Annotated in this window: 5 protein-coding genes; 1 reads left to right on the forward strand and 4 read right to left on the reverse strand. The window is 59.7% G+C overall.

Annotated elements, in window-relative coordinates; all coding sequences use genetic code 11:
* A partial coding sequence (gene uvrA / locus GSP01_RS14020) for an excinuclease ABC subunit UvrA (protein ID WP_141354514.1) occupies positions 1 to 2,998 on the reverse strand: 2,998 nt, incomplete at its 3' end.
* Positions 2,999 to 3,128: 130 nt separating this feature from the next.
* Between uvrA and ssb the strand changes: the two genes are divergently transcribed.
* Entirely contained in the window at positions 3,129 to 3,707 is a 579-nt protein-coding gene (gene ssb, locus GSP01_RS14025; protein WP_141354516.1) for a single-stranded DNA-binding protein, read from the forward strand.
* A 286-nt stretch (positions 3,708 to 3,993) separates the two neighbouring features.
* On the opposite strand, the gene GSP01_RS14030 is transcribed toward ssb, so the two are convergent.
* From GSP01_RS14030 to gyrA, 3 genes are read right to left on the reverse strand one after another with little or no spacing between them, the layout of a single operon-like run.
* Positions 3,994 to 4,479 (reverse strand): peptidylprolyl isomerase, encoded by a 486-nt coding sequence (locus GSP01_RS14030; protein WP_141354517.1) that lies wholly within the window; start codon positions 4,477 to 4,479, stop codon positions 3,994 to 3,996.
* Positions 4,480 to 4,510: 31 nt separating this feature from the next.
* The gene (gene coaD / locus GSP01_RS14035; protein ID WP_141354521.1) at positions 4,511 to 5,041 is read right to left on the reverse strand and encodes a pantetheine-phosphate adenylyltransferase; all 531 of its coding nucleotides are present in this window, start codon (positions 5,039 to 5,041) and stop codon (positions 4,511 to 4,513) included.
* The gene (gyrA, locus tag GSP01_RS14040; RefSeq protein WP_167495574.1) at positions 5,022 to 7,811 is read right to left on the reverse strand and encodes a DNA gyrase subunit A; all 2,790 of its coding nucleotides are present in this window, start codon (positions 7,809 to 7,811) and stop codon (positions 5,022 to 5,024) included. Before gyrA ends, coaD begins: the two co-directional genes overlap by 20 nt.
* Positions 7,812 to 8,146: the final 335 nt, after the last annotated feature.

The raw sequence follows: 8,146 nt of genomic DNA on the forward strand, positions 1-8,146 counted from the left end.
CTTTTGTCTTGTTGCGGGAGCCGACAGGGCGGCTTTTGGGTTTCTTTTTTGCGTTGGCTTTTTCTTTAGCCTTCGGTGGCGGTAGACTGGCAGCAAGCATGGCTTGTGTAATTTTAGTGGCCGTGACTTTACGGGGCTGTCTGGCACCCGGTGCGTCCAGAAGCGGGGCGAGGAAGCGGCCGGTATGGCTGCCCTTGCACGCGGCGATGTCTTCCGGTGTTCCTGCTGCGACAACCTGACCGCCGCCGTCTCCGCCTTCCGGGCCGATATCGATCAACCAGTCGGCCGTCTTGATGACTTCCACATTGTGCTCGATCACCAGCACCGTGTTGCCCTGATCGACGAGGGTATGCAGCACTTCAAGCAGCTTGCGGACGTCTTCGGTGTGCAGGCCTGTGGTGGGTTCGTCGAGAATATAGACCGTGCGGCCGGTGGCGCGTTTGGCCAGTTCCTTTGACAGCTTGACGCGCTGGGCCTCACCGCCCGAAAGCGTTGTGGCCTGCTGGCCTAGGGCAACATAGCCCAGCCCGACCTGTTGCAGGATGGCGAGACGGTCACGGATCTTCGGGGCAGCCTGGAAGAACGGCAGGGCTTCGTCCACGGTCATGGCGAGAATGTCCGCGATGGACTTGCCGCGGAATTTCACTTCCAATGTTTCGCGGTTGTATCGCGCGCCCTTACACGTGTCGCAGGTCACGTACACGTCCGGCAGGAAGTGCATTTCGATCTTGAGAACACCGTCGCCCTGACAGGCTTCGCAGCGGCCGCCCTTCACGTTGAAGGAGAAGCGGCCTGGCTTGTAGCCGCGTGCCTTGGCTTCCGGCAGTTCGGCGAACCAGTCGCGGATCGGGGCGAATAGGTCTGTATAGGTTGCGGGGTTGGAGCGCGGGGTGCGGCCGATCGGGGATTGGTCGATCTCGATGATCTTGTCGAGATTGTCCACGCCTTCCAGACGGTCATAGGGAAGCGGTGTCTGGCTCGATTTCATGAGCTGGCGGGACAGCGCCTTATACAGCGTGTCGATGACCAGTGTGGATTTTCCGCCACCCGAAACGCCCGTGACAGCGATGAAGGTGCCGAGCGGGAAATCGACTGTCAGATCTTTGAGGTTGTTTCCGCGTGCGCCGTGCAGGGTGAGCATGCCGCTGGGCTTGCGGCGTTCGGTCGGGACGGGAATGACCTTGCGGCCTGACAGATAGGCACCGGTGATGCTGTTGGGGTTTTTGGCGACCTCGGCCGGGGTGCCGACAGCAATGACTTCGCCGCCGAGCTTGCCCGCGCCTGGTCCCATATCGATCAGGTAGTCTGCGGCGCGGATGGCGTCTTCGTCATGTTCGACGACGATGACGGTGTTGCCGAGGCGCTTAAGGCGTTCGAGCGTGCCGAGCAGGCGCTCATTGTCGCGCTGATGCAGGCCGATGGAGGGCTCGTCCAGCACATACAGCACACCCGTCAGCCCCGAACCAATCTGCGACGCCAGACGGATGCGTTGGCTTTCGCCACCCGACAGGGTTGCGGAGCCGCGCGAGAGGGTGAGGTAATCCAACCCGACATCGTCGAGGAAGTGCAGACGGTCCGTGATTTCGCGCAGGATGCGGCGGGCGATTTCGGCGCGCTGGGGCGTGAGGGTGGCTTCCACGCCGGAGAACCAGTCGAGCGCCTTGCGGATCGGCATGTCGGAGGCCTCGGCGATGTTGAGGTCCTTGACCTGCACGCACAGTGCCTCGGGCTTGAGGCGTGCGCCGTGGCAGGCATGGCAGGGTTTTTCGGACTGATAGCGCGACAGTTCTTCGCGCACCCACATGCTGTCTGTCTGGGCCATGCGGCGGCGCAGGTTCTTCAGCACGCCTTCGAACGGCTTGGTGACGATGTGGACCTTCCCGCCGTCGGTATAGGGAATGTCGATCGGCTCTTTCGAGCCGTTGATGATGAGGCCGCGTGTGGCGGGCTGGAGGTCGGACCAGGGCGTGTGCATGTCATCGCCGCAATGGCGGGCGAGAGCGGCGAGCGTCTGGTCGTACCAGTCCGTGCTCGCACCCTTCCATGGAGCGATGGCGCCTTCGGCCAGGGTCAGGCTGTCATCCGGGACAATCAGGTTTTCGTCGAAATGGGTTTCGGTGCCGATACCGTCACAGACCGGGCAGGCGCCCATCGGGGCGTTGAAGGAGAACAGACGCGGCTCGATCTCCTCGATCGTGAAGCCGGAGACGGGGCAGGCAAAGCGCGACGAGAAGACGACATGCGTCGGGGCCTCCTTTTCGCCTGCACGTTTCACTTCCTCGGCGTAGGCCAGGCCGTCCGAGAGTTCGAGTGCGGTCTCGAAGCTGTCGGCGAGGCGGGATTCGAGCCCTTCCTTGACGACAATCCGGTCCACGACGACTTCGACGGTGTGGCGCGTCTTGCGGTTCAGCTCAGGGGCCTCGGCGATTTCGTAGAGTTCGCCGTCGATCTTCACGCGGGTGAAGCCCTTGCGGGTCAGTTCGGCGAGTTCGCGTTTGCAGTCGCCTTTGCGGTCTTTCACGACGGGCGCCAGCAGCATCAGGCGTATGCCGTCACCCATGGCCATGATGCGGTCCACCATCTGGCTGACGGTCTGCGCCTCGATCGGCAGGCCGGTCGCGGGGGAATAGGGGATTCCCACGCGCGCCCAGAGCAGCCGCATGTAGTCGTGGATTTCCGTGATCGTGCCGACGGTCGAGCGCGGGTTCTTGGAGGTGGTTTTCTGCTCGATCGAGATGGCCGGGGAGAGGCCCTCGATAGAGTCCACATCCGGCTTGCCCATCAGTTCAAGGAACTGGCGGGCATAGGCGGAAAGACTTTCCACATAGCGTCGCTGACCCTCAGCATAGATCGTGTCGAAAGCCAGCGAGGATTTTCCGGAGCCTGAGAGGCCCGTGATGATCGTCAGGGAATCCCGTGGGATCGTGGCGTCGATATTCTTGAGATTATGGGCGCGGGCCCCACGGACGCGGATCGAATGATTGTCTGGAAAGCTCACGGAGACCCCAAATTCAAAGAATAGCGATTGTGCAATGGGAACGTACGATAAGGGATGCTAGATCACTTTATAGATGGGTTTTTGCGACCTATATGAAAAGAACAATTCGAGAAAATTGGTTGGGACGGGAATGGCAGGTAGCGTCAATAAGGTGATTCTGGTCGGAAATCTGGGCAAGGATCCGGAAGTCCGCAACACGCAGTCAGGGTCTAAAATCGTCAACCTGACCGTTGCGACGTCGGACACCTGGAACGACCGTCAGTCCGGAGAGCGCAAGGAGCGCACCGAATGGCATCGCGTGGTGATCTTCAATGAGCGGACGGCGGATGTGGCTGAGCGGTTCCTGCGTAAGGGGCGCAAGGTTTATATCGAGGGTGAACTCCGCACTCGGAAGTGGACCGACCAGTCCGGTCAGGAAAAATACACGACCGAAGTCGTGATCGACCGGTTCCGTGGCGATCTGGTACTGATCGACAGCAATCGTGGCGGTGGCGACGATGGCGGTTTTGACAACGGCGGCGGCTATGGCGGGGGCGGCAATGGTGGCGGCTTCGGCGGTGGAAGCCGTAGTGGCGCCAGTGGCAGTTCGGGCGGCGGCTTTGGTGGCGGTTCCCGTGGTAGTGCCGGTGGTGGAAACCGCTCAGGTAGCAGCAATGGCGGCTGGGATGCTCCGCCGGATAACGATCTGGACGACGAAATCCCGTTCTGAGTCGTTTGGAAGAATAACGGTAGAAAACAGGAGTGGCGGATGTCAGTCGATATCCGTCATGGCCGGGTTATATTCAGAACCGAAAACTTGAAATTAGAAAAAATCACGATTCGGAATAATATTTTCATCCAGAATTATGGTCGCAGTATTGTTGAATAAATAATTTTTTCTATAAAATCCGTGAGTTTTTCTGAAAAATCAGATAATAGCGTTTTTAAAAAGCGAGAATAAAAAAGCCAGCGCATTGCTGCACTGGCTTTCGCAGTATTCCGCATTTCAGCGAAAATCAGGCTTCGACGTAAGCCTTGACGATGATGTCGGGGTCCTTAACCACGCCACCGGCGCCGGAACCGCGCTTCAGCTGATCCACATACTCCATGCCTTCAGTCACCTGACCGACGATCGTGTACTGACCGTTCAGATGCGGACTGGCAGCGAACATGATGAAGAACTGGCTGTTGGCAGAGTTCGGGGCCATCGTGCGGGCCATGCCGACCGTGCCACGCTCGAACTTAGCAGCATTCGTGAACTCGGCCTTGAGGTCCGGATAGGAGCTGCCGCTCGTGCCGGTTCCCGTCGGATCGCCGCCCTGCGCCATGAAGCCTTCGATCACGCGATGGAACTTCACGCCATCATAGAAGCCTTCAGTAGCCAGCAGCTTGAGGCGCTCGGCAGCCAAAGGCGCCAGATCGGGGCGCAGCTCGATGACCACCTTGCCAGTCTTGAGCTCGAAAACCAGCTTGTTGCCGTCGGGCACTGCAGTATCGGACATCTTGGAACCTTCCAGAAATCGTTGAAGGTTCCTATGTCGGCCCTCGGCCCAGTTTCGACAAGACGATATGTGCAACATCTTCGCTGACGAAGGGTGAAATATCGCCTCCCAGCCGCGCGATTTCCTTCACGATGCGACTGGCCGTGCTGCGATGTTCCTCAGACGACAGCAGGAAAACCGTCTCGATTTCCGGGGCCAGACGACGTAGCGCGCCGGAAAGCTGGCTCTCATAATCAAAATCGCCACCCGAACGCAGGCCGCGTACGACCGTGCCCGCCCCCGCCTGACGCACGGCATTCACCAGAAGCGTATCGAAGCCCACAACCTCGATCCGCTCCCCATGCGGCAGTTTGTCCACCTCATGCCGCAGAGCCGAGAGCCGCGCTTCCAGATCCAGAAGCGGCTGCTTGCCTTCATTGACCGCCACCCCGACCAGCAGCCGGTCGAACAGCGCGGAGGCCCGATGGATGATGTCCAGATGCCCGAACGTGACCGGATCAAACGTGCCGGGATAAAACCCGACACGCGGATCCGTCCGCGCCTCAGGCGTCAGGTGCAGCATTGTCACCAGCGGCAGGAGCCTCGGAAACCACAGTCTCGTCGGCATCGCCCTCTTCCGTGTCGTCTTCCAGAACCGGGAAGACACAGATGACGGTTTCGCTGTCATTCAAACGGAACAGCGTCACACCGCTGGCCTGACGCGCCATGACGCGGACCTGCGAGACCGGCAGACGGATCAGACGTCCTGTATCCGTGACCAGCATGACGTCCGTGCCATCAAGCGTCGGCAGAGTGCCCACCACTTCCTTACCGCGACGGTTTGCGGAGAAAGTCATGTTGGTGATGCCCTGACCGCCACGGCCCGACACACGATAATCATAGGCCGAGGAACGACGGCCAAAGCCGCCATCCGTCACGGTCAGGAGGATTTCTTCCTGCTGTTCCAGCTCCTCGAAGCGCTCCTGCGTCAGATCGCCCGTGATCTCGACAATTTCCTCGTCGCCGGACACGGTTTCGTCCTCGGCACTATCCTCCAGAGCCGCATTTTCAGCACGGCGCTTGGCATTAGCCATCCGCAGATAGGCCGAGCGTTCCTCGACACTGGCATCGACGTGATTGAGGATACACAGCGAAATCACCGCATCCCCGTCGCCCAGACGAATGCCCCGCACGCCCGTGCTGCCACGACCGGCAAACACACGCAGCGTCTCATCCGTGATCTGGAAGCGGATGCAGCGCGCGTTCTTCGTTGCGAGGAACACGTCCTGACCTTCACGACAGGTTGCCACACCGATGAGGGAATCTCCCTCGTCGAGCTTCATGGCAATCAGACCGGACGCACGAATATTGCGAAAATCGCTCAGACGGTTACGGCGCACATTGCCGCTAGCCGTCGCGAAGGCGAGGTGTAGATCGTCCCACAGCTCCTCGTCCTGCGGCAGCGGCAGAACGGCTGTGATGGAATCCGTTCCCAGTTCCGGCAGCAGGTTGACCAGCGCACGGCCCTTGGCGGTCGGCGCGGCTTCCGGAAGATGCCAGACCTTCATCCGGTAGGCCTTGCCGCCGGAGGAGAAGAACATCACCCACTGATGCGTATGCGCGTTGAAGCTGCGGATGATCACGTCATCGCCGCGACGCCCCGAAGCCGTCCGACCACGACCACCCCGGTTCTGCGACCGGAAAACCTCCAGCGGGGTCCGCTTGATGAAGCCGTCGCGCGTGATGGTCACGACCATCTGCCCCGGCTCGATCAGACTTTCATCCGTCTGGTCGCCAAGTGAATCGGAAATTTCCGTCGCACGCGGGGTCGCGACTTCCGCACGGGCGGCCAGAAGCTCCTCGCGCATAACTTCCATCCGGCGCGGACGGCTCTCGATGATCTGAAGCAGCTCACCGATCTTGACGGCCACCTCACCCAGTTCGCCCTGGATCTTCTCGCGCTCCAGACCCGTCAGGCGTTGCAGACGCAGCTCAAGAATACCGCGGGCTTGTGCTTCCGTCAGACGGACCTTGCCATCAATGATGACATTGCCTTCATCGTGGATCAGCTCCAGCAGCGGGATGACTTCCAAAGCATCCCATTCCCGCGCCATCAGCGATTCACGTGCCGTCGCAGCATCCGGGGCCGCCCGGATCAGCGCGATCACCGCATCAATATTGGCAACCGCAAGCACCAAACCGACCAGCAGATGCCCACGGTCACGCGCTTTGTTCAGATCGAAGCGGGCGCGGCGCAGGATGACTTCTTCGCGGAAGCGCAGGAAGGCTTCCAAAATGTCCTTGAGGCCCATCGTCCGCGGCTTGCCGTCATCAAGTGCCAGCATGTTGGCGCTGAAGGACGTCTGGAGCTGCGTGAAGCGGTAGAGCTGGTTCAGAACCACGTCCGGCGTCGCATCGCGCTTGAGCTCGATGACAACGCGCATCCCCGACCGGTCAGACTCGTCGCGGATGTCAGAAATCCCTTCGATTTCCTTGGCCCGAACCAGATCAGCGATCTTTTCCTGCAACGCGGCCTTGTTCACCTGATACGGGATCTCGGTGATGATGATGGCCTGACGGTCCTTGCGGATTTCCTCGATCTCAGCCCGCGCCCGCACCGGAATGGACCCGCGACCCGTCTCATAGGCACGGCGGATGCCGCTGCGCCCCATAATGATGCTGCCCGTCGGAAAATCCGGCCCCGGGATGATCTGCATCAGTTCGTCGAGTTCAATATCCGGGTTGGCAATCATCGCCAGCGTGGCGTCAATCACCTCACCCGGATTATGCGGCGGAATATTGGTCGCCATCCCAACGGCAATACCGGCCGCACCGTTGACAAGCAGGTTAGGGAAGACCGCCGGAAGAACCTTCGGCTCGTTCTCGCTTTCGTCGTAGTTCGGCTGGAAATCAACGGTGTCGCGATCGATATCGTCCAGCAGGAAGGACGACGCCTTCGCCAGACGGGCCTCGGTATAACGCATGGCGGCCGGGCTATCGCCATCAACCGAACCGAAATTGCCCTGGCCGTCGATCAATTTGACGCGCATCGACCAGTGCTGCGCCATCCGGACCATGGCATCATAGATCGAGCTGTCACCATGCGGATGGTATTTACCCATCACGTCACCGACGGCACGGGCCGACTTGCGATAGGGCTTGTCGGCGGTGAAGCCGCTTTCGCGCATAGCGTAGAGAATACGGCGATGAACCGGCTTCAGACCATCCCGCACATCCGGCAGAGCACGCGATACAATCACGGACATCGCATAAGCCAGATAGGAGGAGCGCATCTCCTCCTCGATCGTCACAGGAAGACGGCCGGAAGGGGGCAGATCAGTCGGCTCGGTCAGCTCGGTCAAGACAGGTCACCACGCTAGAATTCAGTTGCCTGATCATACCGCATGCGTCGCCGACACGCCACACCCGGCTCCCGCAGGAAGCGTCTGTATCGTGGATGTATCCTGTTCTTTCTCGCGTTAGGAAATGTCACTCGCACGAAAAGATTCACGAATTCGCACAGGATGTGGGTTTTGGTTTTTATATTACCAACTTTGCATTTATTTGAATGAGTTATTAATTTCAAAACATACTCCGACAGGGCTCTGTTGAAAATCTTTTTAGAAGATCTCATCATGGCCGATACGGCCAACGGAACTGATAGAGGTGGAGGGATCGAAGAACCGTT

The sequence above is a fragment of the Gluconobacter sphaericus NBRC 12467 genome (genome assembly GCF_006539125.1).
GTDB lineage: Bacteria > Pseudomonadota > Alphaproteobacteria > Acetobacterales > Acetobacteraceae > Gluconobacter > Gluconobacter sphaericus.

Coding starts and splice junctions, on each gene's coding strand:
- coaD (WP_141354521.1), bottom strand. CDS start 5,041: ATGCTGCACCTGACGCCTGAGGCGCGGACGGATCCGCGTGTCGGGTTT.
- GSP01_RS14030 (WP_141354517.1), bottom strand. CDS start 4,479: ATGTCCGATACTGCAGTGCCCGACGGCAACAAGCTGGTTTTCGAGCTC.
- ssb (WP_141354516.1), top strand. CDS start 3,129: ATGGCAGGTAGCGTCAATAAGGTGATTCTGGTCGGAAATCTGGGCAAG.